The following is a 24,050-nucleotide window of genomic DNA, read 5'->3' as shown; positions in this document are numbered from 1 at the left end:
GAAGCAGGAACCCGGTACTGCGCGAGCAGCTATCACCCAGTAATGGGAATCCCCCTCCTGTGACGCGAAGCGCTAAGGTGGGGGAGGATGTCAAGGGTACCGAGACGTTGCGCATCACGCTCATCACCCCGGCCACTGCCTCGTTGGCCTGGTCGGTCTTTGGCAGGGTCTTGATGTAGAAGGAGGCGCGGGCAAAACGGTCCGCCGAGCGGTTGGTGCCGGGCAGCATGGTGAGACCGCCAATCTCCTCCCAGTAGTCGTTGAGGGCCAGTTGCTTGTCAAAGGTCGGCGAGTTGGTCATCACCTGATAGCTGCGGTCGTTGGTAGCTCTGCAGCTTGCCCCCCACGTACTGGAAGATGGCGGAATCGCCGCTCGCATCGGAGAGGGAGAGGTGCAGCTGGCCCGGCTTGCCATCCGGGGTCAGGGTGGTCACCACATAGAACTCGTCCTTCGACAGGGCGGCGACCGAATCGGCCACGGTGGCGAAGTTGTCCAGCGCGTACTGGGCCCAGAGCGAGATGGAGAGAGTCTTGCGCGGATCCTTGTCGCTCGGGGTCACATACTCGGACTCGGTCAGATAGAGGAGGTTGGCCACCAGCCCCTTCTCGTTCATGCCGTCGGCGGTGCCCGCATCGAAGCCTGCCGCCACCACGGAGCCGTAGCGCGACGTCCACGTCATGGAGTGCGCACCGGCCTCCCCTTCCCGCGCGATGCCACGGGGCAGCGCCCAGAGATTGGTCGGCATGGCGCTGCGCCAGTCCATGGTACGACCGGTCACCACCAGCGCTCCCTCCCCCTGATAGACGGCGCGGGTACAGGCATCGGCGAGGGAACTGACGGAGAGGGAGACGGTCAGGGCCAGCAGGGTCTTATGCAACAGGGGGGAACGCAGGATTGTCATATGGATCACTCGAGTCTGTTGAAAACACAAGCATACCCCTTTTTGCATAACAGGGGCTGACTGAGGCTGGCAAACCAGGTGACAGATCTATCAACAGAGGTGCTGCCCTGCCAATCAGCGATCAATATCCATAAATTAATCAAAAAGATAAGCAAGCCACTTCGGGGCGATACCGCCAGATGCCATTCGCTGGCTTGCGTCGGTTTCAGACACATACCCTGCCCGCCAGCAGGCGGACAGGGAGGGGCTCAGCCTTCCTTCTTGCGGATACTCAGCCCCAGCTCGCGGCCACGCAGGCGGGCATAATAGATGGTGCCCACAAACGCCAGGGTGGTGAGCACCAGCTCCACCACCGCCAGCCACCGCTCCCCCTCATCCGTGGTGATCAGGGTCAGGGCGTGCAGGAAGTAGGGCATCAGCACGAAATTGCCCCAGGCGTGGGTGTAGGGATTGCCCTGCACTATGCCCTTGAGGGGGAAGAGCAGCGGCACCGTCCAGATCACCGGCAACAGCCAGGGGGCGAGATCCGGGTGGGGCGAGAGCCAGAGGTGCCAGAGCAGCACCCAGGCCAGCAGGCCGAAAAAACCGGCCAGGGTCAGCAGGCGAGCGAAGCGGGTGCTCACTTGAGGATCTCCAGCACCTGCTCGGGCGGACGACCTATGCGGGCCTGCCCGTTCTTGATGACAATGGGGCGCTCGATGAGCTTGGGGTGCTGGTGCATGGCACGAATGAGATCATCGCCGCTCACCTCGCCGAGCCCCAGCTCCTTGTAGAGCTCTTCCTTGGTGCGCATCAGCTGTCGGGGATCCGTGAAGCCAAGCTGACTCAGGAGGGTGCGGATCTGTGCCTCACTCGGGGCCTGCTCCAGATAGAGCACCACCTCGGGGGCGACCCCGTGCTGTTCCAGCAAGGCCAGGGTTTCACGGCTCTTGGAGCAGCGCGGATTGTGGTAGATTTGGGTCTCGCTCATGATAACTCCCTGATTAATCGCAAGATGGGACAAGAAATGGCGCTATTGTAGGGGAAACGGATGGTCAGGGTAAGCGGGAAGGCTATGGAAATGAAACGGATCTGTTGGCTGATTGTGGCAACCCTGCTGGGGGCCTGCAGCCCGGCACCCGACTTTACCGACGGCGCGGGAAAGAAGGTCAGCCTCGCGGAGCTCGGTGGCAAACCACTGCTGGTCAACTACTTCGCTCCCTGGTGCGCCCCCTGCCTGCGGGAGATGCCCCTGCTGGCAACATTGCACCAGGAAGGTCAGATCCGGGTGATCGCCATCCACTATGACCCCGCCTCTCCCGCCGAACTGACCGAGCTGGCACGGCGCCACGCCATCAGGGTTCCCCTGATGATCCCGGATGACGACGCCCGCCTCCCGTTCCCAAGGCCCGGGGCGCTGCCCACCAGCTATCTGCTCGATGCCAGGGGCACGCTGCTGGAGACCCTGGTGGGGGAGCTGGACGAGCAGAAGATAAGCGAGATAAAACGCCGCCTGGCGAGCGCCCCATAGCAGAGCCATCCAATACATTCATTTCTTCATCATCAAGATGCGTTGAAACCGATGAAAGGCCCTATTTTAGCCTGCAAAACAAGGCGGGGTGCCCCCAAAGGAGCACCCCGCCTGCCATCAACCCGCTCCGGACTCAGCCCTTGAGGCTGTCCAGATCCTTCTTGGCCCGCTCCAGCTGGGTGATACGCGCCTCGATGCGGGCCAGGGTCAGCTTGTCGCTAGTGGTGCCCCGCGCCACGATCAGTTCGTCGATGGCCGCCTGATAGTCCCCGCGCAGGGAAAGGGTCTCCGCCCGTGCCATGTGCAGGTCCGTCATTCTGCCCGCCTTGCGGTAGGCGTCCGACAGCAGGCTCCAGGCCAGGCTGTTCTCGTCGTGCTCCCGGGCATAAGGGTCCAGGATGGCGATGGACTTCTTGTAGTTGCCCCCCTCCAGATAGGCGTTGCCGAGGTTCACCACCACCACCTCGTTGTCCGGCATCCGGGTGCGGAAGCGCTCCAGTCTGGCGATGGCCTGGGCGCTGCGCCCCTTGGCGAGATCGATGTCGGTCAGGGCATCCACCACGAAGAGATCCTCCGGGTGACGGGTCGCCAGCTCCTGCATCAGGGTGTCGGCCTCGTCGGTGCGCTTGAGCTGCAACAGGGCCAGCGCCTTGCCATAGATGGCGGCATCCTTGAGGGGGTAATCCCCCTTCTGCAGGCGGCTGTCGAAGTAGGTGAGCAGCGCCTGGGGCGTCTCGGTGCCATAGCGCACCTGGATGCGCACCTTGGCCAGCCAGAAGTCCAGGCTCGGCGGCAGGGCGCGCGCGCCATAGCTCCCGGCCCGGGCACGGGCTTCGCTGATCCGGGTCTCCGGCAGGGGGTGAGTCAGCAGCATCTCCGGCGGCTTGCTGGCATAGCGGTACTCCGCCGCCAGCTTCTGGAAGAAGTTGGCCATGCCCATGGGATCGAATCCGGCGTCATACAGCGTCTTCATGCCGATGCGATCCGCCTCGTATTCGTTGTCCCGGGTGTAGTTGATGGCCGACTGCATCGACAAGCCAAGCGTGGTCTGCAAGGCCGCGATGCCGGCGGTGGGGTTGATCACCGCGAGTGCAATGGAGCCCACCAGGCCGGCCAGGGTCATGGCGGAGCTGCTCGCCTGTGCCTCCATGTAACGAGCGATGTGACGCTGGGTCACGTGGGTGATTTCGTGGGCCAGTACCGAGGCCAGCTCGCTCTCGCTCTCGGCGTAGAGGAAGAGGCCGGTGTGCACCTTGACCCGGCCACCGAGGAAGGCCGCCGCGTTGATGCTGGGATCGTTGATGAGGAAGAAGGTGAACGGGAAGCGCACCCCGTCGGCATTGGTCAGCAGCCGCTGGCCCAGATCGTCGATGTATTCGTTGAGCACGGGGTCATCGATGATGGGCAGGCCCGCCCGGGCAAAACGCATGAAGGCGTTGCCGTAGCGCACCTCCTGCTCGATGGGCAGTGCGGCGACCCCGGCGGTACCGATGTCGGGCAACTGGTTGCTCCCCTGGGCGTGGAAGGTCGCCCCCATCAGGGTGACCAACAGGGGAAGCGATGCTATCAGGGGGGAAAAACGTGCCACGTTATCTCTATCTCCAATCAGACCCCAGCGGGCATCGGCAGAATACCCTTGCCATTCAAGGCCCACAAGCGTTGTTTCATCCTCTCATCACGGCCATAATGACCGCCACGCACGCGATGGAGTTCTCATGGAACAGCTCGACCTGACCCCCTGGCGTTGTCCCGAGCCCCTCATCCGGCTCAAGCTCTGGTTGCGCCAGGCCCGGCCCGGTCAATCCGTGTGCATCCAGCTCGGGGATGCAGGCTCCCGGCAGGATATTCCCGCCTATCTGCACCGTCAGGGTCACCATGTCCAGACCCGGGAAGAGTCAGCTACCCGCCTCTCCCTGCTGCTCGTCGTTGCCCGTCCCCCCCGGGACGCCCTGCTCGCCCCCGAGCCCATGCCACCCACCCCGTGAGCCGCCATTCAAGGAAGCCTCGATGTTAGATGTATTGAAGCGCTGGTATCAGACCCGTTTTTCCGACCCCGATGCCGTCACCCTCTTCCTGCTGCTGGTCTTCTGCTTTGCCGTGCTCTGGCTGTTTGGGGATCTGCTGGCACCGCTGCTGGTGGCCCTGGTGATGGCCTATCTGCTGGAGTGGCCGGTGAGTCGCCTGCAACGAGGCGGCCTCTCTCGCACCGTCGCTACCAGCCTGGTCCTGCTGTTGTTCATCACGGTGACGACCCTGATGCTGCTGGGCCTCATCCCGACGCTGGTGAGCCAGGGGGTCAACCTGGCCAAGGAGGCCCCCGCCATGCTGGCCCATGCCCAGGACTATGTGCGCACCCTGCCGGAAAAATACCCCGAGATCATCGACGTCAGCCTGGTGGAAACCATCATCGACAACATTCGCCAGCGCATCCTGACCGGCGGCGAACAACTGGTGAGCGCCTCTTTGAGCTCCCTCATCAACGTGGTGGCCATCCTCATCTACGCCATCCTGGTGCCCCTGATGGTCTTCTTCATGCTCAAGGACAAACAGGTGCTGATGGGAGGCCTGCGCCGCTTCCTGCCCCGCAACCGCACCCTGGTGAACCGGGTCTGGGTGGAGATGAACGACCAGATCATCAACTACATCCGCGGCAAGGTGATCGAGATCGTCATCGTCGGCATCGCCACTTATGTGCCCTTCGCCCTGATGGGATTGCGCTACTCCGCCCTGCTGGCGGTCGCGGTGGGCTTCTCCGTGCTCATCCCCTATATCGGTGCCGCCGCGGTGACCGTGCCGGTGGCCATGGTGGCCCTGTTCCAGTGGGGGCTGACCCCCGACTTCGCCTGGCTGATGGTGGCCTATTTCGTGATCCAGGCCCTCGACGGCAACCTGCTGGTCCCCCTGCTCTTCTCCGAGGCGGTCAACCTGCACCCGGTGGCCATCATCATCGCCGTGCTGGTGTTTGGCGGTCTGTGGGGCTTTTGGGGCGTCTTCTTCGCCATTCCCCTCGCCACCCTGGTCAAAGCGGTGCTCAATGCCTGGCCCAAGCGGGAAGATCTCCCCCGCCCCGCCCCCTGACCCTGGCAAGGGGCGAGGCCGGGTCTCGCCCCTTCCAGATACCGGCCACCAGCAGCACCTCCGTGACGCTGGCTCATGCTTGCCTTGTCGGGTTTAATTGAAAACCGACATCCGTTTGACTTGCTACGCCGGTCTGATTCGTTCCCACGCCCACCCACCGACAAGGATGTGTCATGTCCCCAGTCCCTGCCCTGCGCCATGCCTCTCTGGGTGCCTTTCTGGCACTGCTGTTCTGTTCTCCCGTCCGGGCAGACCTCGATATCGGGGCCCTCAGCGCCTTCTCCAGCGACAGCCCTGACAGCCCCATTCCCAAGGGGCTGGTGCTGGGCGGGGCCGTCATCGGCGGTCAGGCCCGTTACCAGCACCAGGACGATACCCTGATGCCCATCCCGGGGGCCCTCTATTTTGGTGACAACCTGATGTATCTGGGGGATCGGGCCCGCTACTACCTGAGCCGGGATGGCAACCTCTCGACCTATGCCTTCGGCCGGATGCGCTTTGGCAACCTGGACCCGGACGACGATCCCTTCCTCCATGGCATGGAGAAGCGCAAGGGGCAGTTCGAGGCCGGTGTTGGGGCCGATCTCATCACTCCCTACGCCCTCTGGAGCGTGCGGGCCACCACGGATGTGACCGGTACCAGCAACGGTCAGGAGCTGATGCTGTGGGCCAACTTCCCCATCATCCGCGGCCCCCTGCTGCTGATGCCGGGAGCCGGCGTGATGCTGCGCAGCCACAACCTCGCCAACTACTACTTCGGCGGTGTCTCGCAAGACGAAGCGAGGGCGGACAGGCCGGCGTGGAACACGGGCACCACCCTCTCCCCCATGGTCTCCCTCATCGGCAGCTATCGCTTCAGCGCCAACTGGATTGGCGGCTTTGGCATCAACTACGAGCGCTACGACGACGACATCGCGGACAGCCCCATCGTCCAGCATCAGGGAGAACTCTATGCAGGCTTCGGGGTGGGCTACATCTGGTAGCCCCATCCGGACTGGACAACAAAAAAGGAGCCCATGGCTCCTTTTTTACGGCTATCCGGCGCAGCGTCACCCTGCCACTTCGGCGAGAAATTCGGCGAGCGCCTGGTTGATGAACGCGGGGTTCTCCAAGGTCGAGATGTGACCGGCCCCCGGGATCTCCCTGAACGGGCACCCCAGCACCTCGGCCATCAGATACCCCTCCAGCACAGGGCGAGCCTTGTCCTCGCACCCCGTCATCACCAGTGCGGGCAGCCTCATCTCTTCGAGCCAGTCGATGCGATCCTCCCGGGTCACGAAGCTGCGCCCCACCGCCACCAGGCTCGCCACCTTGTCGGCGGGCCATTGGGCCAGCCGGACCTTGAAACCGGCCATCAGGGCCGCGTCCGGTTGATGGGCGAAGAAGAGCGGAGCCACCTGATCGGCGATGGGCGCAGGCACGGCGCCGACCTGCTCGATCATCGCCAGCATGCCGAGATAGCGCTCGCAGGTGATCTGGGGTTCAAGGCCGACGAAGCTGTCCATCAGCACCAGGCCCTTGAGGCGAGCAGGCGCCATGCGCGCCAGCTCCACGCCCCACATGCCACCGATGGAGAGCCCCACCAGCACGCACTCGTCGATGCCGAGGGCATCGAGCAGCGCCAGGTGATCCCGGGCCAGGGTCGCCAGGGTGCAGGGCCCCTCGGGCAGCACATCGGAATCCCCGTGACCCCAAAGCTCGGGCACGATGCAGCGATAATGCTCCTTAAGGGCCTCGATTTGCGGTGCCCACATGGCACTGTCCCACAGGTAGCTGTGGCCAAAGAGCAGTGCCGGACCCTGCCCCTCGTCCAGATAGGCCATGCGGCGGCCCGCTATCTCCATAAACTGCTTCATGTTTTCTCCTGTTGCCAGCGGCGATGAAACTGGCTTTCCTGTTTTTCTGTTGCCAGCGGCTGATGAGGCGGCAGTGTAACACGCCACCCTTGGCAGGGGTGTCCGCCTGGTGCAAGCTGGAGAGACTCACAACGAGGAGTCACCAAGGAGAGGATGATGGCCAAGGAAAAGAGCAAGAAACGCCCCCGTCTGGACAAGAAGACCTACGAACATCACCTCGCCCACCTGCAGGAGGAGCTGGTCAAGTTGCAGGAGTGGGTCAAGCAGGAGGGGCTCAAAGTGGTGGTGCTGTTCGAGGGGCGCGACGCCGCGGGCAAGGGGGGCGTCATCAAGGCGATCACCGAGCCCCTCAACCCCCGGGTCTGCCGGGTCACCGCCCTGCCCGCCCCCTCGGATCGGGAGCGCACCCAGTGGTACTTCCAGCGCTACGTGGCGCACCTGCCCTCGGCGGGCGAGATGGTGCTGTTTGACCGCTCCTGGTACAACCGGGCCGGGGTCGAACGGGTGATGGGCTTTTGCAGCGATGACGAGTATCGCGAATTCCTGCGCGCCTGCCCCGAATTCGAGCGGATGTTGATCCGCTCCGGCATCACCCTCATCAAATACTGGTTCTCGGTCAGCGACGAAGAGCAGGAGAAACGCTTCAAGGAGCGCATCAATACTCCCATCAAGCGCTGGAAATTCAGCCCCATGGATCTGCAATCCCGCTCCCGCTGGGTGGAATACTCCCGCGCCAAGGATGACATGTTCACCTACACGGATACCGAGGATTGCCCCTGGTTCGTGGTGGACGCCGACGACAAGCGCCGCGCCCGCCTCAACTGCATCTCCCACCTCCTTGGCAAGGTGCCCTACGAGGCGATCCACTACGAGCCCATCACCCTGCCTCCCATCAAGACCGAAGGGTATGAGCGCCCGCCGCTCACCAGCCAGCACTTCGTGCCGGACGTCACCGCCGCCCTCGAGTCAGACAAGCACGGGCAGTGACGGGTTCCGGCCAGCCGCCCCCGCTGGCCGGAACCCGGGCTTCGGATGACGGGCAATAAAAAGCCGGTCTTGCGACCGGCAAAAGGCATTGAACGTATAGAAAGGAAAACCTGGCCCTCTCGCCCTCTCAGGCGCGGATATATTTGGCCGTGCGCGGGAACGCCTGCTCTTTGGCATCGAACAGGTAGCAGGCTTCGGCCGGGATGCCGACGCTGTACTCCTGGCCGGTGGCCACGTCGATGTCGGAGCTCGCCTTGACGGTGAAGTCGTGACCATCCACGTCCATGTAGACGAAGGATTCTGCCCCCAGGTGTTCGGCTACCTGCACCACGCCGCTCACGCGGCTGTCGGCATGGGCATGACCCAGCGGCACCAGGTGCTCGGGGCGAATGCCCAGCTCCACCTTGTCGCCCACCGCGCCGCGACGGGCATCCACCCGGGCACGCACGGTATCGCCGGAGGTGAGCTTGACCACGCACTCCTGCTCGCCGATCTCCACCAGCTCGCCCGCCAGGAAGTTCATCTTGGGGGAGCCGATGAAGCCCGCCACGAACTTGTTGTCCGGGTTGTGGTAGAGCTCGAGGGGGGTGCCGAACTGCTCCAGGTTGGTGGCCGCCTCGCCCTTGAGGGGGCTCAGCACCACGATGCGGTTGGCCAGCGTCATGGCCTCCACCTGGTCGTGGGTCACGTAGATGATGGTGGAGTTGAGCTCCTTGTGCAGCTTGGCGATCTCGATGCGCATCTTGACCCGCAGGGCGGCGTCGAGGTTCGACAGCGGTTCGTCAAACAGGAACACCTGCGGCTGCTGCACGATGGAGCGGCCGATGGCCACCCGCTGACGCTGACCGCCAGAAAGGGCCTTGGGCTTGCGGTCCAGCAGCGGCTCGAGACCCAGGATCTCGGCGGCGCGCATCACCCGCTTGTGGATGTTCTCCTTGTCCATCTTCTTGAGCTTGAGGCCAAAAGCCATGTTCTCGTAGATGTTCATGTGCGGGTAGAGGGCGTAGGACTGGAACACCATACCGACGTTGCGCTCCACCGGCGGCACGTCATTCATGTAGCGCCCGCCGATGGTCAGCTCGCCGCTGGTGATGTCTTCCAGACCCGCGATCATCCGAAGCAGGGTGGACTTGCCGCAGCCGGAAGGGCCGACGAAGACGATGAACTCCCCTTCCTTGATATCGAGGTTGATGCTGCGCAGGGTGTCCTTGTGGACAGCCGGGTCGTAATTTTTGCGAACGTTGTTGAGTACTACTTCAGCCATGTCGAGCTCCGCTCTTGAATCTTTGCAAATCGTGATGACGGGGGGAGCCAGCTCCCCCGGCCATGAACCGTTAACCTTTCACGCCGCCTGCGGTCAGACCGCCCACCAGCCAGCGCTGGGCGAGCAGGAAGACGACCGTGATGGGGAAGCCTGACAGCACGGCGGCTGCGGCAAAGTCACCCCACAGGTAGTTCTGCGGATAGAGGTACTGCTGGGCTCCGACCGCCAGGGTCAGATTGTTCACATCCTGCAACAGGATGGAGGCCATGGGCACCTCGGTGATGGAGCCGATGAAGGCCAGGATGAACACCACCGCCAGAATGGGCACCGACAGGGGCAACAGGATCAGGCGGAACGCCTGCCACGGAGTAGCGCCATCGATGGCCGCCGCCTCCTCCAGGGAGGAGTCGATGGTCTCGAAGTAGCCCTTGATGGTCCAGACGTGCAGGGCGATGCCCCCCATGTAGGCCAGGATCAGGCCGCCGTGGGTGTTGAGACCCAGCCAGGGGATGTAGTCACCGATCTTGTTGAAGAGCGCGTAGATGGCCACCAGTGCCAGCACCGCCGGGAACATCTGGAAGATCAGCATGCCCTGCAGGATGGTGGACTTGCCACGGAACCGCAGACGGGCGAAGGCGTAGGCACAGGTGGTGGAGAGCACCACTATCATCAGGGCGGTGATGCCCGCCACCTTGATGGAGTTCCACAGCCAGGTCAGCACCGGGAACGGCGGCGGCGTGATGCTGCCGTCGGCGTTGGTGATGGACATGCCGAGCGCCAGCTTCCAGTGATCCAGGGTCGGATTGGTGGGGATGATCTCCCCCACCGAGAAGTTGCCGTTACGGAACGAGATGGCGATGACCATGATCAGCGGGAAGATGATCAGTGCCAGGAAGCCCCACATCACCAGGTGGGTTGCCCACACCCGGTATTTGACTGATTTGGGTTGTACGATTGCCATGTTGAAGCCTCCTTACAGTTGCTTGTCGGCTTTGGACAATTTCAGGTTGAGCAAGGCCAGCGCACCCACGATGAGGAAGATGGCGGTGGCGATGGCACTGGCCAGACCGTAGTCCTGACCACCCGAGCCCTGGAACGCGATCCGGTAGGTGTAGCTCACCAGCAAGTCGGTGGTCCCGGCCGGCGTGGTGGCCCCGATGATGTCCGGCGCCCCGTTCGTCAACAACTGGATAAGTACGAAGTTGTTGAAGTTGAAGGCAAAGGATGCAATCAACAGCGGTGTCAGCGGCTTCATCAAGAGCGGTACGGTGATCTTGAAGAAGTTCTGTACCGGCCCCGCCCCGTCCATGGCGGACGCCTCGTAGAGATCTTCCGGAATCGCCTTGAGCAGGCCCATGCAGAGGATCATCATGTAGGGGTAACCGAGCCAGGTGTTGACGATGAGGATCATCACCTTGGCCAGGAAGGGATTGGTGTACCAGTCCGGCTTGATGCCGAAGGCCGCTTCCAGGAACAGGTTGATTTCACCGAAGTTCTGGTTGAACAAGCCCTTGAACACCAGGATGGAGATGAACGCCGGTATCGCATAGGGCAGGATCAGCATGACCCGGTAGAAACCACGCCCCCTGAGCTGCTCCCACTGCACCAGACACGCCAACACCATGCCAATCGCCAGGGTGAACGCTACCGAACAGGCGGAGAAGATCACGGTCCAGACGAAGATCTGCATGAAGGGACTCTGGATACCCGGGTCCGTCATGATGCGCATGAAGTTTTTCCAACCCACGCTCACCACGAAACCGGGGGCAACGCCCTTGCCGACGAAGTGACCTTCCGCATCGATGTACTGGTAGAAGCCGGTGTCACCGTTGGGCAGCATCAGCTCGCCGCTCTGGTTGTCACGCAGCAGGTTGCTGTCCTTGATCATGACGCCGGACTTGAGCACGGCGCCGTCGACCAGCTGGGTATAGAGCTGTTTCTGGGCGGCAAACTTGCGCAGGCTGCTCAGGGTCAGATGGATATTGCCTTCGGGCAGTACCACATCCAGGGCACTCAGGTGGGTGCGGTGATCAACGATGGCACGAATGGGTGCCGCCTCGCCGACCGTGGCCCCGTCCAGAGGCTGCAACTGAACAACCTGGGGCTCGTCACGGACCCGTCCTTCACGGACGGCCAGGGTACGCGCCTTGTTGTTCAGCAAGGTAAGGGGTGGACTGATAAAGGATTGCTCGTCCTGTTTCAGCAGCAGCTGAAACTGATTGTTCTCACCACCCAGGAGGGTGAAATCGAATTCACCGCCGGTCACCTTGTAGGTTTTTTTCAGATGGTAATCCCGTGCCTGCTCAAGGGAGAGCAAGTTGGATCCCGAATAGTTGGTGAAGGCGATGCCGATCGTGTAGGCAAGAGGGAAGATGATAAAAACAACCATGCCTGCCACACCGGGGAAAATATAACGGTGGGCATAGGTCTTCTTGTTCATGAAGACATAGAGACCGACGGATACGACCACCAGATCGAGCAGGGCAAATACCCACTCGCCGCTGGCATACATCATCACGGCCGCATAACCATTAAGCACTGCGATCAGTGCCGCCATGGTCCACTTGAGCCAGACGTACTTGTCTTTCTTCGGACCGGCATAGGATTCGATAGAAGGTACTACTTCCATGCCAATTAACCTTTATTGCGCCAAGAGAGATTGAGAGAGTGGGAGGCCCGAAGGCCTCCCGGGTAGTGCATGCTTACTGGACGATACGCTTGGCAGCGGTATCCAGCGCTTCGTCAACGCTCTGACGGCCAGAGGTGACGTTCTTGAGGGCAGTTTCGAAGGAAGACCAGAAACGGCTCATCTCGGGCACGGACGGCATCGGTTCGCCATTCTGGGCGTTCTGCATGGTGGCCTTGATGTTGGGGTCCGCTTCCAGGGTCTTCTGGAAGGACTTCAGGGCCACGGCGCCCAGCGGCTTGTCGGCGTTAACCGGCGCCAGACCGGCATCGGTCAGCAGGTAGTTCTCGAGGAACTCGATGGCCAGATCCTTGTTCGGGCTGGCGGCGTTGATGGTGGCACCGAGCACGCCGACGAAGGCCTTGGCCGGCTGACCCTTCAGGGTCGGCAGCTGGGCTACGCCATACTTGATGCCGCTCTTGTCCAGGTTGCTCCAGGCCCAGGGGCCGTTGATCATCATGGCCACTTCACCCTTGTTGAACTTGGCGTCCATCACACCGTAGTCGATGCCCTTCTCCAGGTGACCGGATTTGATCATCTCGGAGATGTAGCCGACGCCAGCCTTGGCACCTGCGTTGTTCACGCCGGTGTCTTTGACGTCATAGCCGGTGGCGGTCTTCTTGAAGGCATAACCACCGTTGGCAGCCACCAGGGGGTAGCTGAAGTAGGGGGTGTCATAGGCCCACATGATGGCGCGCTTGCCATTTTTCTTCAGGTCTTCGTCGATCTTGGCGATCTCTTCGAAGGTCTTCGGCGGGTTGGGCAACAGATCCTTGTTGTAAATCAGGCTGACGGCTTCTACCGCGACCGGGTAGCCATAGGTCTTGCCATCGACGGTCATGGCATCCCAGGCGAATTGCTCGAACTTGGCCTTGGTGGCGGCATTCGGGGTCACGGGAACCAGCAGACCGGACTTGACCCACTCACCGTAACGGTCGTGAGCCCAGAAGAAGATGTCCGGGCCGTTGCCGGTGGCGGCTGCTTGCTGGAATTTGACTTCAACCTGATCCGGGTGGGCGACGGTGACCTTGATGCCGGTTTCGGCTTCAAACTTCTTGCCGACTTCGGCCAGGCCGTTGTAGCCCTTGTCACCGTTGATCCAGATGGTCAGCTGACCTTCATCAATGGCAGCAGTGGCAGAGCAGGCCACGCCCAGGGTAGCCAGACCGATCAGGGATGACAGCAATTTCTTTTTCATGAGCCTTTCCTTGTATTAGTTCCGCGCTGTAAGAGCATTGTGTGCAGATGCATATTATCCCAAGCAGTCAATGCCTCACATGACACGCCTCGCATTTTTGAAATGCAATTACGTATTTTCTTCCAGAAAGTTATGAAAACATTTTCTTATTTCAGCGACTTATCGGGATTTATCGCCATATTTTTGGCCTTGCACAGAAAACTAATTACCAAAAAGAAATAAATTTACACCAATGAAAGGGGTTTCACCTCAATGAAAACCCTTTCATCTCCATTATTTGGTTTAATGTGTTAACAAAAGTACCAAGCCGGATTCCAAGTTCATCTCCCCCTTAAATAAAAAGGCATCGGAGCGGACTCCGATGCCTTTTTGCAAGAAATGACGGCTGGATCACATTATGACTGGCGCAGCAGCTGATCCTTGAGGTTGGGCGGCACACCACGGATGGTCAGCGTGTCGGTCTGGGGATCGTAAAACACCCGACTGTTCAACAGCTTCTGCTCGAAGCTCAAGGTCAGGCCGCCGCCGGAACCGACGAACTTGGTCAGGCCACGCAGGGTGGATCTGTCCGCCGGGAAGCGTTCCTCCAGCTCATATTCCTGACCGATGAAGCTGTAAAAATCGAGGTCGCCACCTCCCGCTTCTTTTGCGGAGAGCTCCGCCGAGAGCTCCTTGATCTCGATCTCTTCACCGGCGCTGGCCTGTTCGGTGCAATATTTGAAGACCTGTTTCTTGTAATCATTGCGCTCGGCGGGTTCGAGCTGACGGCTGTCGCAGTAATCGTCCACCGCCTGCAGCAAGCCTTTATTTTGCACCTTGGCATCCATGCCCTCGCGGGCACCCAGCAAGTCCATGAAAAAGTCCCCCAGCTTGCGGCCGACCCGCCCCTTGCTGAAGGTGATATAACGGCGAGAGTCCCGCTGGGTTTTCCACTCGGTCAGATCGATGCGGGCCACCAGGTTGAGTTTGCCGATATCCAGATAATGAATGTGACGCAGGTCCAGCGCCTCGCTGACGGTGACGCTCTCCTTGCCCTCCAGCAGGGCGATCATCAGGTAATCGACCCCGACATAGTTGTATTTGGCAATCAGCAACACGCCCTGCTCGTCCAAGGCGTGCTCCACCAACTGTTTGACCAGCATCTGGGTCAGGGTAATAGAGAAGGGGACGAATTCGGTCTGCTCGCCAAGCAGCTGTTCGAGGGCGATGCGAAAGGCCGGTGACGGCTGTCTGGGAGCCTCTTCACCTTCTGCCAGCTCGGCGACGTCGGCTTCCGGGTCGGCAAAGAAGCCGAAGCCCTTGCCACCCTTGCCGTTGTAGATGCGATGCAGTTCTGCCATCAGCCCTTGCACCGCCTCGTCGGCAGGCAGAGTCTGACTGCGGGTATCGGCGTGCGGCTGACCGTCATTGCCGGCGCGCAGGGAGTGAAGAATGATCTTGTCGATATCGAGACTCATGTCACAAAGCCATAGTGTTAGCCGAAAGGGTGAAGTATTATAAGGCGCTTTGAACCGAGATGAACCCAAGATTATGCCCATCGTATCAAAGTACAATAACGAGCAGTTTGACGCCCTGATGAACGACCTGATCACCGCCCTGGAGAAACACAAGGCGCCGGTGGATCTCAGTCTCATGGTGCTTGGCAACCTGACCACCAACATCATCAACGGTATGGCCCCGGCCCAGCGTCAGGCGATCACCGAGAAGTACATCCAGGCGCTCACCGCCTCGGTGGATCATCGCCACGATGCTCACTGAGTTTCTTCGCATTCTTTGATGTTTTTCAAGCAGATGGATCATTATGGTCGAAACCGGCAACCCCTATCGTGATAACGTTTCTCGCCTGATCACCTGGGGGCATTGGTTCTCCTTCTTCAACATCCTCCTGGCCATGCTGATCGCGACCCGCTATCTGGGTTCCATCAGCTGGCCATCGACCACGCTCGGGGTCACCTATCTCATCATCAGCTGGATAGGTCATTTCTCGTTCCTGAGCTTCGTCACCTATCTGCTGACCGTCTTCCCCTTGAGCTTCGTGCTGCCCAGAGAGAAGCCACTGCGCTTCATCTCGGCCATCATCGCCACCCTGGCGCAGGTGCTGCTGCTCATCGACACCCAGGTGTTCCAGCTGTTCAAGTTCCACTTGAATGGCCAGGTGTGGCAACTGCTGCTGGATCAGGCCCAGACCGAAGAGGGCTCGATCTGGAGCATCATCTTCGTCGCCGTGCCCACCATCTTCCTGCTGCAACTGCTGCTGTCGGCCTATGTGTGGCGCAAGATCAACAAGCGCAAACGCCGCCAGTACGGCAATCAGGTGGGACTGGCCTTGCTGGTCTGCTTCATGCTGACTCACCTCGTCAACAGCTGGGCGGATGCAACCCTGTATCAACCCATCACCATGCAGCGCGCCAACTTCCCGCTCTCCTACCCCATGACAGCCAGAAGCTTCCTGGCCAAGCATGGCTGGCTCGATCTCGAGCAGTATGAGAAGAAGGCCGAGAACCAGGGTAGCGCCGAGCATCGCCTGCTCTACCCCCTGCGCCCCCTCAGCGTGAGTGCCCCGGCCGAGCACAAGAACCTGCTGGTGGTGGTGGTCGACTCCCTGCGGGCCGACATGCTCAACAACATCAACATGCCCAATCTGCAGCGCTATGCGGATCAACACCTCAACTTTGCCAACCACATGAGTGGCGGCAACGATGACGCCATGGGGATGTTCAGCCTCTTCTACGGGCTGCCGGGCCACTACTATGGCGATATCCGTGCCGACAAGCGCCCGCCGGTGCTGTTCGACGAGATGCTGCGCCAGGACTACCAGTTCGGCTTGTTCGGTGCGCTGGAAGATGCCCAGCAATATCAGCAGAGCCTGCTCGCTGGCCTGCGCAAGCAGGTGTTTGTCTCCCGCCAGAGTGATGACACTCGCCTCATCGGCGACTGGCAGCAGTGGCTTGGCACACGCACCGCGGACAGGCCCTGGTTCTCCCTGGTCTATCTCTCGAGCCCGGGGGATTATCAGGTGCCCGCCAGCCTCAAGGGCCCCTTCCAGCCCGAGCTGACGCGCTTCAACCCGGCCACCGCCTATAGACCCGAGAACCTGCAAAAGCTGGAGAATCGCTACAAGAACTCGGTGTTCTACACCGACCAACTGCTGGAGCAGATGCTCTCCCGGCTGCAGCAGCAGGGGCTGAGTGAACAGACCATAGTCGTCATCACCTCCAATCACGGCCAGGAGTTCAACGAAACCCAGAGCAACAGCTGGGGCTATGGCAGCAACTACTCCCCCTATCAGGTGCAGGTTCCTTTGGTGCTCGCCTGGCCCGGTGTCGAGAGCCAGCCACAGGAGCAGGCAAGCAGCCACCTGGATCTGGTGCCGACCCTGATGAAGGGCATGCTGGGGGTACGTAACCCCCCTCGGGACTACAGCACGGGGCGCAGCCTGTTCGACAACAGCCCGCGCAACTGGCTGCTGGCCGGCGATCAGAATGACTTTGCCATCTATCAGGACAACACCATCACCCAGTTCAACAAGCAGGGTGACTTCGAACTGCTGGATCGCGCCACCTATCGCCCCATCAAGCACGGCACCCCGGACATGGGGGCCATGATCCAGGTGATGAACGAGCTCAATCGCTTCTATCGCGCCCCCTGATCAGCGCCAGCCCACCTCCTTGAGCCCGCCCCTATGGCGGGCTTTTTCTTGCCCGCACCACGCCCGTCTTCCCGTTTCCCATGGCGTCATTCGCAAACGTATGCCACCACCTTACTGATTTATCTCTCAAAAAATTCAATTCGATCAATATCATAAAAACAAAATGATAATGATTGTCATTTATTGATCTACTTGACTCCCTCTGCAATAATCCGCGCCCTCAGGCTTAAATAATAATTATTCTCAAATATGAAAATTCGACTTCTTCACTACTGGCCCATGCTGCTGTCCGGTACGGCGCTGGCTGCCAGCGATCCCGCCGGGGTCGACACAACGGACATGCCCCCCGAACTCAAGGGGCGGGAAACCATCGTGGTCAAGGGACAGCGCATCGAGCAGAAGCTCTCCGACGTGTCGGGTTCCATCACCGTCATCACGGAGGAGGATCTGGATCGCCAGGTTGCCACCGAGCTCACCGATGTGTTCAAGAACGAACCCGGCGTCTCGGTGACCGGCTCCGCTGGCCGCCCCCAGAACATCCTCATCCGCGGCATGGGCGGCAACCGGGTGCTCATCATCAAGGACGGGGTGCGGGTCAGCGACGGCTTTGGCGCCGACGACCTCAACGACAAGGTGGGGCGCTTCAGCTTCGATCTCGACGACGTCAAACAGATAGAGGTGGCCAAGGGAGCCGGTTCCTCCCTCCATGGCTCCGATGCCATCGGCGGCACCATCGTCATCAGCACCAAGCAGCCGGAAGATTACCTTCAGGGCCAGGATGCCTATCTCGGCAGCAAGGTGCTGCACGATGGCAGCAGTGACAAGCAGAAGCTGAGCGCCACCGGCGCCGCCCGGATACGGGATACTGAACACCTGCTGCGCCTCTCCGGCTGGCAGGGGCATGAGACCGCCAACTATGACGAGAGCCGCATCCCGGCGGATCTGGATGGCATCAGCGCCTCCACCAGCTCTCGCATCCAGTTGAACGAACATCATCTGCTGCGCCTCGAACTCGACTACTTCGAGGACAACGCCGAGCGGGATCAGGGGCCGCGCGAAGTGCCCCAGCCCGATGGCAAGTGGCAGGTGCGCCAGTACCACGAGCAGGGCAGCCAACACACCCAGGGGGGCAAGCTGGCCTGGGAGGCGAGCAACCTCGACACAATACTGGCCGACAGTCTCACCTGGAGTGCCTACGGCAATCACTCGAAAAACACCGCCAACAAGCGCAGCCTGCTGCAAAACGATCTGCTGAGCGGTTATCCGCGCTATCGCAGCGAACGGGAACTCGCCACCTTCACCGAAGACAGGATCGGTACCGAGCTGGATGTGCGCCGGGATCTCGCCACCGGCCATCTCGCCCATCAGCTCAGTTACGGCATCGAGCTGGAGCGCACCACCCACGAGCGGCCGGTGGAGAAGCTGAGTCTGGAGGCCGGCATTCCCCAACCCGGCCAGTCCGCCCCCTTCAGCCGCGCCCGTACCGACAGGGCCGGAGTCTGGCTCGGCGACGTGGCCAGCCTGGGCCAGTGGCAGTTCACCCCCACCCTGCGCATGGATCACCAGTGGCTCACGCCGCTGGACGGCAGCAACGACAGCAACCACAGCTGGCACCTCTCCCCGAGCCTGGCCACCAGCTACCGCTTCAACGACCAGTGGCGCAGCTGGCTCAGCTATGCCAACGGGTTCCGGGCGCCTTCCTACGACAAGGTGTACGGCAACATCCCCCACTACTTCGCTCTGCCGCCCTTCGAGATCATCGCCAACACAGGGCTCAAGGAGGAGACCAGCCACAGCATCGAGTGGGGGCTGAGTGGCGAGGGGGACAACTGGAGCATCAAGCCAGCGCTCTTCTACAACCGCTACTACAACTTCATCGACTGGCGCGAGGTGGGGCTGCGCCTGAGCGATGGCGTCATCCTGCGCCAATATCGCAACGTCGCCAAGGCCGAAACCTGGGGGGCCGAACTCGCCGCCAGCTACTGGCTGACCCAGGAGTGGGAGCTCGCCACCAAGCTCGGCTGGGTCGATGGCGAGGACAACAAAGGTGAAGCGCTGCGTACCCTGACGCCCCTCGAGGGCAACACCCGTCTTAGCTATCAGGCCAATGAGTGGAGTCTGGGCATTCAGGCGGACTATGCCGCCGCCATGAGCCGGGTGCCCACCTGCGGCAACAGCCTGACCGGCCGCCAGGGGGACTGCCTCGAAAGTGCCGGCTGGCTCAGTTTCGCCCTGACGGCCGACTGGCTGGTCACCGACGCCCTCAAGGTCAACCTCAAGCTCGACAACCTGTTCGACACCCGCTACACCCGCTATCAGGATGTGGCCGGGCTGGAAGCCGGGACCGATGCTTCCCTCTTCACCCAGAGCGGCCGCACCCTGAGTGCCAGCCTGCGCTACACCTTCGTGGGGATCTGATGCACAGCTTACTGATCCTGGCCAGCCTGCTGGCCACGCCGGTCCCCGCCTCTCCCCTGCCTGAGGCAACCCTGGAGGCCGCGCCCCTCATCCCCGAGCGCCCGCAACTGATGAAGGGGGAGATAGCCCGCCTCGATCCCTATGGTGGCTGGCGTGACGACAGCCGCCAGGATCCCGCCCTCCTGACGCTGCTGCGCGAGCAGAACCGCTGGACCGAGCGGCAGCTCGCCGACCAGGTGCCACTGGTGCAGCGCCTGCAGACGGAGTGGCAGGGCCGGGAGCGGGGCGACCCCGTGCCGGACGACTGGCTTAGCCAGGCTGGCAGCCAGTGGCGCATGGAGGCGGACGGTAGCCTGTGGCAACGCAGCGACGCCAATGCCGCCCCCCGAAAGCGGCTGGCTCCCCGCCAACCTGCCGAGGGGTATTACGAGCTCGCCGCCTGGGCCCTGCACCCGGGCGGGCAACTGCTTGCCCTGGCCGAAGACCACAGGGGAGATCGGGACTACCGCATCACCCTGCTGGATCTGGCGAGTGGCGAGACACTGGCCTCTTTGCCTCACCGCGCCGGCGATCTGCTCTGGAGTCTGGATGGCAAGACCCTCTACACCCTCGCCAACGAGCACCAGACCCTGCGCCCCTGGCAACTGCTGGCCTGGCAGGATGGCAAGGAGACCCTGGTGTATGAGGAGCGCGATCCCGCCTGGCTGCTCGGCCTCTATCGCACCACGGATCGCCGCCACCTGGTGCTGCAAAGCAACAACCACGACAGCTCGGAGCAATACCTGCTGGACGCGGGTCGGGCCGACCTGCTCAAGGGGCGCGAGCGCGGCCTCGAATACTACCTGGATACCCTGGGGGACAGGGTGCTGATCAAGAGCAACCGGGACGGCGCCCTCGGCCTCTATCAGGTGGCCGACTTGAGCCTGGTGGCGAAGGGAGAGTGGCAACGGCTCTGGTCCGGCGAGGGCCGGGAACTCGAGAAGTGGCGCCTCTTTGCCCGGCACACCGTGCTGCAATACCGCAAGGAAGGGGATGACTGGCTCGATGTGCTGGACGCCAAAGGTGCGTTGATCCACAGCCTGCCGCTCACCGATGGCGCAGGCACGGCTTGGATCCAGGGCAGCCAGGAACCGGCCAGCGACAAGGTGCTCATTCGCCGCCAGGGGATGGCCGAGCCACCTCACCAGCGCTGGCTGGATCTCGCCTCCGGCGCCTGGGAGGGGACACCCGAGAGCAGGGACACTTCTCCCTATCAGAGCGAGCGACGCTGGATCGCGGGCAAGGACGGGGTCAAGGTGCCTGTCTCCCTGGTCTGGCGCAAGGGCATTACCCACCCCAGGGCACTGCTGCTCTACGGCTATGGGGCTTACGGCACCCCCATGCGCCCCTACTACCAGCCCCGGGTGCTGAGCCTGCTGGATCGCGGCTTTGTCTACGCCATCGCCCATGTGCGCGGGGGCGGTCTGCTCGGCGAATCCTGGTACCGGGAGGGTCGTGGCCGTGACAAACAGCACAGCGTGGATGATTTTCTCGCCGTGGCCGATGCCCTGGCCCAGGATCCCGCCATCGTTCCCGCCCGGCTGTTTGCCATGGGCGGCAGCGCCGGCGGCCTGCTGGTAGCAGCGGCACTCAACCAGGCGCCAACCCGTTTCGCCGGGGCCGTGCTGCAAGTTCCCTTCGTCGACCTGCTGGGCACCATGCAGGATCCCGAGCTGCCCCTCACCCGGCAGGAGTACGCCGAGTGGGGCAATCCGGCCATCCCGGGTGACTATGCCGCCATGCGCCGCCTGAGCCCCTACGACAACCTGCACAAGGCCCCTTATCCCCCCGTCTATGTGACGGGCGGCCTGCACGACAGTCAGGTGCCCTACTGGGAACCCCTCAAGTGGATAGCCCGCCTGCGATCCCATAGCACGGGAACAGGCCCCTATCTGCTGCGCACCGAACTCGACGGCGGCCACCTGGGCGCCCCCCGAACGGCGGCGCTGCGTGCGGCGCAGGAGTATGCCTTCCTGCTCACCCTGGCGGGCGTCAACCACTGACCCCTTGTCCTCTTTTTCTGGAGTGAACCATGAAACCCTCTTCCCTGGCCCTCTGGCTGGCGGCAACCCTGATCTCATCGCCGCTGCTGGCGGCCGATCTGCAGTTTGTCGATGAACAACCCTTGACCACGACGCCGAAGCGCTGGCTCGAGCAGCGCCTCGGTGTGCTCCTCGCCCCCGACTACGACAGGGCCAGCCTGCTCGGCCACCATTACAGCTTTCGCCAGCTGGTGAACGGCCTGCCGGTGGCCGCCACCCAGGCCGCCGTCAGTGTCGACGGGGACGGCCGCCCCTGGCGCCTCTACCACAACCTGCGCCCCTTGCAGAGCACAGCGCCCGGCTGCGATGCCAGCGGCACCCTGGATCCCCTGCTCGCCACCCTGCGCACCGACGGCAACCAGATAGAGACGCTGGGGCCGGTCGAAGCCTGGTACTGGCGAGACGGCGATACCCTGGTGCCTGCCCTGCGCCAGCGGGTGCGCGAGCACAAGGCAGGCAATGCCAAGGCCAGCCAGGTGCAGCTGTTTGCCCGTTGCGACGGGGAGCAGGAGCTTGGCCGTCTCGGGGATCAGGCAACTACCCACCCTCTGCATGTCGCCGACGCAGGCGATATGCAGGTTCAGGCCCGGGTGTTCGACCCCGATCCCCGCACCCGCCTGCAGGACGCCAGCCTGGTCTGGCACGATGAGCTGGTGCTGGCACAGGCCGCCTACCAGGATCCGGTTCCCCTGCCGGTGAGCCTGCAAGCCGGGCAGTATCGCCTGAGCGGCCCCCATGCCAGGGTGGTGGATGTCATGGCCCCCGAATCGGCCCCCTACAGCAGCAGTGACGTGCAGGGTTTTCGCCTGACCCGGGACGATCGCGGCTTTGCGGACATCAACGCCTACTACCATCTGGATCTCGCCCAGCGCCACCTCAAGGCGCTCGGCTTCACCGAGCTCATCCCCGGGGCGCTCGACATCGACACGGACGCGGGCTATCAGGACAACTCCCTCTACGATCCGTTCGAACGCAGGCTGGAGCTGGGTCGCAGCGGCGTGCCCGATGCCGAGGATCCCATGGTCATCTGGCACGAGTTCGGCCACGGGGTGCAGCACCACATCCTGCCGGATCTCGGGGAAGAGGGAGACTGGGGGGCCATCGGCGAGGGCTTTGGCGACTACCTGGCCGCCAGTCATCGCCAGCGCAGCGAAGCCGGTCGCCAGTTCGAACCCGCCATGGTGTTCAACTGGGATGCCCGCTTTACCGACCGCACCCCGCGCCAGCTCGACGATCTGCGCGCCCGCTACCATCCGGACTACCGATACCCCGCCCACCGCACCATCAACGGCAGCAACGGGGATCAGCTCTGGGGCACCCCGCTGTTCCAGGCCCTGCTGACGGCGGTGGCCGAGCACGGCGAGGCGGCCAGGGACGAGTTTGATCGCGTCATCATCGAATCCCACTTCGGCCTGGGGCCGGCCATTCGCATGCCGCAACTGGCCCGGACCACCGTGGATACCGCCGCCCGTCTCTATCCGACGCGAGCCTATGCCCGTCTGCTGGAGCAGGCATTTCGCCAGCACGGGCTGCTGCAAGCTCCCGTCAATATTGCCCTCGCCGAGGGGAGCGCCATCCCGCTGGGGCAGCGCCAGTCGGTGCAGCTGACCCTCAGCAACCCGGGCAAAGGGGAAGTGACCCTCAATGAGCTGGCCCTCACCCTGCCAACCGGGTTGCAGGCCGATCCTGACAGCTGGCAACCAGCAACCCTGGCCGCCGGTGCCAGCATGACCACCACCCTGCGCCTGCTGGCCCAGAGCCCGCTCGCCTGCGGCGACGAGGCGAGCCTCTCGGTGAATCTCGCCATGAGCGGTACCAGCCCCACCGAGCGCCAGTGGCAGCAATCCCTGACCCTACCCATCGGCACCCCCGTCATCAGCCGGGCCAGTGGTCGGTCACAGCGACTGAACGATGCCCAGAGCGAGGAGGTGCGCGGCTTGAGCGAAACCAGCCTGCTGCTGGAGAAGAGCGATGCCCGTGTGAGCGACAGGCTGCAACTGAGCCTGGATCTGCAGCACGAGGCGCTGGATGAGCTGGAGATCTGGCTCAGCTCCCCCGCCGGCACCCGGGTCCAGATCTGGGACAAGGGTTACAGCCCCCTGCCGAGCCTGAAAGGGGTCTTCCCCACCGAGTTGCAGTCCCTGCAACCCTTCAGCGCCTTCGAAGGAGAACCCCTGGCCGGTCGCTGGACCCTGGAGGTGGTGGACAGCAAACCGGGCAATCAGGGTTTCCTGAACGGGTGGAGCATCAGTCAGCGTACCGGCGCCCAGTGCGGCAACACCGTGCCCGTGCCGGATGACGGCATCATCCGCTTCGATACCTCGGACAGCAGTGGCGGGGGAGCCTTCCCCCTGCTCTGGCTGCTGCCGCTGGCCCTGTGGCGCCGTCTGCGTCGCCTCTGACTCTCCCTATATAAAGAAG

General features: G+C 62.4%; 21 protein-coding genes. 10 read left to right on the top strand and 11 right to left on the bottom strand.

Annotated elements, in window-relative coordinates:
• From AB5Y64_RS04145 to arsC, 4 genes are all read right to left on the bottom strand, one after another.
• On the bottom strand, window positions 1-301 hold a 301-nt coding region (locus AB5Y64_RS04145), incomplete at its 3' end, for a linear amide C-N hydrolase (RefSeq protein WP_368203322.1).
• Window positions 279-902 (bottom strand): linear amide C-N hydrolase, encoded by a 624-nt coding sequence (locus tag AB5Y64_RS04140; protein WP_234887569.1) that lies wholly within the window; start codon window positions 900-902, stop codon window positions 279-281. The genes AB5Y64_RS04145 and AB5Y64_RS04140, both read right to left, overlap by 23 nt.
• A gap of 248 nt (window positions 903-1,150) precedes the next feature.
• Window positions 1,151-1,525 carry a DUF2069 domain-containing protein gene (locus AB5Y64_RS04135; protein WP_043155315.1) on the bottom strand — a complete coding sequence of 125 codons (375 nt, stop codon included), beginning with the start codon at window positions 1,523-1,525 and terminating at the stop codon, window positions 1,151-1,153.
• Window positions 1,522-1,872 carry an arsenate reductase (glutaredoxin) gene (gene arsC / locus AB5Y64_RS04130; protein ID WP_043155313.1) on the bottom strand — a complete coding sequence of 117 codons (351 nt, stop codon included), beginning with the start codon at window positions 1,870-1,872 and terminating at the stop codon, window positions 1,522-1,524. The genes AB5Y64_RS04135 and arsC overlap by 4 nt, the downstream gene beginning before the upstream one ends.
• A 60-nt stretch (window positions 1,873-1,932) precedes the next feature.
• Here arsC and AB5Y64_RS04125 point away from each other — a divergent pair, with 60 nt between their 5' ends.
• Window positions 1,933-2,412 (top strand): TlpA disulfide reductase family protein, encoded by a 480-nt coding sequence (locus AB5Y64_RS04125; RefSeq protein WP_043155310.1) that lies wholly within the window; start codon window positions 1,933-1,935, stop codon window positions 2,410-2,412.
• Window positions 2,413-2,545: 133 nt separating this feature from the next.
• Here AB5Y64_RS04125 and AB5Y64_RS04120 read toward each other — a convergent pair whose 3' ends face one another.
• Window positions 2,546-4,000 carry a M48 family metalloprotease gene (locus tag AB5Y64_RS04120; RefSeq protein ID WP_223918331.1) on the bottom strand — a complete coding sequence of 485 codons (1,455 nt, stop codon included), beginning with the start codon at window positions 3,998-4,000 and terminating at the stop codon, window positions 2,546-2,548.
• Window positions 4,001-4,127: 127 nt separating this feature from the next.
• On the opposite strand from AB5Y64_RS04120, the gene AB5Y64_RS04115 reads away from it, so the two are divergent.
• The 3 genes from AB5Y64_RS04115 (at window position 4,128) to AB5Y64_RS04105 (ending at window position 6,473) form a co-directional block, all read left to right on the top strand.
• Window positions 4,128-4,397 (top strand): sulfurtransferase TusA family protein, encoded by a 270-nt coding sequence (locus AB5Y64_RS04115; protein ID WP_069785094.1) that lies wholly within the window; start codon window positions 4,128-4,130, stop codon window positions 4,395-4,397.
• Between the two features lie 22 nt (window positions 4,398-4,419).
• Entirely contained in the window at window positions 4,420-5,490 is a 1,071-nt protein-coding gene (locus tag AB5Y64_RS04110) for an AI-2E family transporter (protein ID WP_029314318.1), read from the top strand.
• Window positions 5,491-5,663: 173 nt separating this feature from the next.
• Window positions 5,664-6,473, top strand: a complete 810-nt coding sequence (locus tag AB5Y64_RS04105) for a MipA/OmpV family protein (RefSeq protein WP_043155304.1) — start codon at window positions 5,664-5,666, stop codon at window positions 6,471-6,473.
• Window positions 6,474-6,539: 66 nt separating this feature from the next.
• Here the strand turns inward: AB5Y64_RS04105 and AB5Y64_RS04100 are convergent, their stop codons facing one another.
• Window positions 6,540-7,346, bottom strand: coding sequence for an alpha/beta fold hydrolase (locus AB5Y64_RS04100; protein ID WP_010674254.1), 807 nt, complete (start codon window positions 7,344-7,346; stop codon window positions 6,540-6,542).
• Window positions 7,347-7,502: 156 nt separating this feature from the next.
• Here AB5Y64_RS04100 and ppk2 point away from each other — a divergent pair, with 156 nt between their 5' ends.
• Window positions 7,503-8,333 (top strand): polyphosphate kinase 2, encoded by an 831-nt coding sequence (ppk2, locus tag AB5Y64_RS04095; protein WP_010674253.1) that lies wholly within the window; start codon window positions 7,503-7,505, stop codon window positions 8,331-8,333.
• Window positions 8,334-8,460: 127 nt separating this feature from the next.
• Here ppk2 and AB5Y64_RS04090 read toward each other — a convergent pair whose 3' ends face one another.
• The 5 genes from AB5Y64_RS04090 to yejK all read right to left on the bottom strand — a co-directional run bounded on the left by AB5Y64_RS04090 (window position 8,461) and on the right by yejK (window position 14,938).
• Window positions 8,461-9,597 carry an ABC transporter ATP-binding protein gene (locus AB5Y64_RS04090; protein ID WP_010674252.1) on the bottom strand — a complete coding sequence of 379 codons (1,137 nt, stop codon included), beginning with the start codon at window positions 9,595-9,597 and terminating at the stop codon, window positions 8,461-8,463.
• Window positions 9,598-9,667: 70 nt separating this feature from the next.
• On the bottom strand, window positions 9,668-10,558 hold the full coding sequence (malG, locus tag AB5Y64_RS04085) for a maltose ABC transporter permease MalG (RefSeq protein WP_010674251.1): 891 nt from the start codon (window positions 10,556-10,558) through the stop codon (window positions 9,668-9,670).
• A 12-nt stretch (window positions 10,559-10,570) separates the two neighbouring features.
• Window positions 10,571-12,226, bottom strand: a complete 1,656-nt coding sequence (gene malF, locus AB5Y64_RS04080) for a maltose ABC transporter permease MalF (RefSeq protein WP_010674250.1) — start codon at window positions 12,224-12,226, stop codon at window positions 10,571-10,573.
• A 73-nt stretch (window positions 12,227-12,299) separates the two neighbouring features.
• Complete coding sequence (malE, locus tag AB5Y64_RS04075) at window positions 12,300-13,481, bottom strand: maltose/maltodextrin ABC transporter substrate-binding protein MalE (RefSeq protein WP_223919544.1); 1,182 nt, start codon at window positions 13,479-13,481, stop codon at window positions 12,300-12,302.
• Window positions 13,482-13,876: 395 nt separating this feature from the next.
• Complete coding sequence (yejK, locus tag AB5Y64_RS04070) at window positions 13,877-14,938, bottom strand: nucleoid-associated protein YejK (protein WP_005328162.1); 1,062 nt, start codon at window positions 14,936-14,938, stop codon at window positions 13,877-13,879.
• Window positions 14,939-15,011: 73 nt separating this feature from the next.
• Here yejK and AB5Y64_RS04065 point away from each other — a divergent pair, with 73 nt between their 5' ends.
• From AB5Y64_RS04065 to AB5Y64_RS04045, 5 genes are all read left to right on the top strand, one after another.
• Entirely contained in the window at window positions 15,012-15,239 is a 228-nt protein-coding gene (locus AB5Y64_RS04065; RefSeq protein ID WP_011705556.1) for a DUF1414 domain-containing protein, read from the top strand.
• A 43-nt stretch (window positions 15,240-15,282) separates the two neighbouring features.
• Window positions 15,283-17,130: a DUF3413 domain-containing protein gene (locus AB5Y64_RS04060; protein WP_368203317.1), complete on the top strand. Its 1,848-nt coding sequence runs from the start codon at window positions 15,283-15,285 to the stop codon at window positions 17,128-17,130.
• A gap of 249 nt (window positions 17,131-17,379) precedes the next feature.
• Entirely contained in the window at window positions 17,380-19,548 is a 2,169-nt protein-coding gene (locus tag AB5Y64_RS04055) for a TonB-dependent hemoglobin/transferrin/lactoferrin family receptor (RefSeq protein WP_202605856.1), read from the top strand.
• Window positions 19,548-21,590: a prolyl oligopeptidase family serine peptidase gene (locus AB5Y64_RS04050; RefSeq protein ID WP_368203316.1), complete on the top strand. Its 2,043-nt coding sequence runs from the start codon at window positions 19,548-19,550 to the stop codon at window positions 21,588-21,590. Before AB5Y64_RS04055 ends, AB5Y64_RS04050 begins: the two co-directional genes overlap by 1 nt.
• 29 nt (window positions 21,591-21,619) lie before the next feature.
• A complete protein-coding gene (locus AB5Y64_RS04045) occupies window positions 21,620-24,031 on the top strand; it encodes a proprotein convertase P-domain-containing protein (protein ID WP_368203313.1) in 2,412 nt (803 codons plus the stop codon).
• The last annotated feature ends 19 nt before the right edge of the window (window positions 24,032-24,050 follow it).

This window comes from Aeromonas sp. R5-1 (assembly GCF_040908265.1).
Classification (GTDB): domain Bacteria; phylum Pseudomonadota; class Gammaproteobacteria; order Enterobacterales; family Aeromonadaceae; genus Aeromonas; species Aeromonas caviae.
The sequence above is the reverse complement of the archived record's forward strand: the minus strand, read 5'-3'. Positions and strand labels throughout refer to the sequence as shown.